2 protein-coding genes are annotated in these 782 nt (G+C 71.0%); both read right to left on the reverse strand.

Annotated features, from left to right (window positions below):
• Window positions 1-170: 170 nt before the first annotated feature.
• Complete coding sequence (locus tag PYR91_RS36305; protein ID WP_279787556.1) at window positions 171-515, reverse strand: hypothetical protein; 345 nt, start codon at window positions 513-515, stop codon at window positions 171-173.
• Window positions 516-782: hypothetical protein (locus PYR91_RS36310; protein ID WP_279787558.1), on the reverse strand; the 267-nt coding region annotated here is incomplete at its 5' end. It abuts the gene before it with no gap.

Raw genomic sequence — 782 nt, forward strand, 5'->3', positions numbered from 1 at the left:
GACGCGGGTTCGGTGGTGAACACGGCGGTGGCCTCGGGTACTCCGCCGACGGGGCCTGCGGTGAGTTCGGATCCGTCGACCGCGACGGTGACGATCGGGTCCGACCCGGGTCTGTCGTTGCTGAAGACGGCGACCCCGAATGCGGTGGCGGCGGCCGGTCAGTCGATCTCCTACTCATACAGGGTGGTGAACAGCGGTAACACGACGCTGACCGGGGTGGGCGCGGCGGACACGTCGTTCTCGGGCACCGGGACGCCGCCGGTGGTCACGTGCCCGGTGACGACCCTCGCCCCACAGGCGTCCACGACGTGCACGGGCACGTACGTGGTGACCCAGGCCGACATCGACGCCGGTTCGATCGTGAACACGGCGGTGGCCTCCGGCACCCCGCCCACGGGGCCGGCCGTGACCTCCGTCCCGTCCACGGTGACGGTCACCGGAGTGACGGCCCCCGCGCTGTCGTTGTTGAAGACGGCCTCCCCGAGCACGGTGGTGGCAGCCGGCCGAGTGATCACCTACTCGTACAGGGTGGTGAACAGCGGTAACACGACGCTGACCGGGGTGGGCGCGGCGGACACGTCGTTCTCGGGCACCGGGACGCCGCCGGTGGTCACGTGCCCGGTCACCACGCTCGCCCCGCAGGCGGCCACGACGTGTACGGGCTCGTACGTGACGACGCAGGCTGATGTGGACGCGGGTTCGGTGGTGAACACGGCGGTCGCGTCGGGTACTCCGCCGACGGGGCCTGCGGTGAGTTCGGATCCGTCGACGGCGACGGTGAC

This window comes from Sphaerisporangium sp. TRM90804 (assembly GCF_029846175.1).
GTDB lineage: Bacteria > Actinomycetota > Actinomycetes > Streptosporangiales > Streptosporangiaceae > Sphaerisporangium.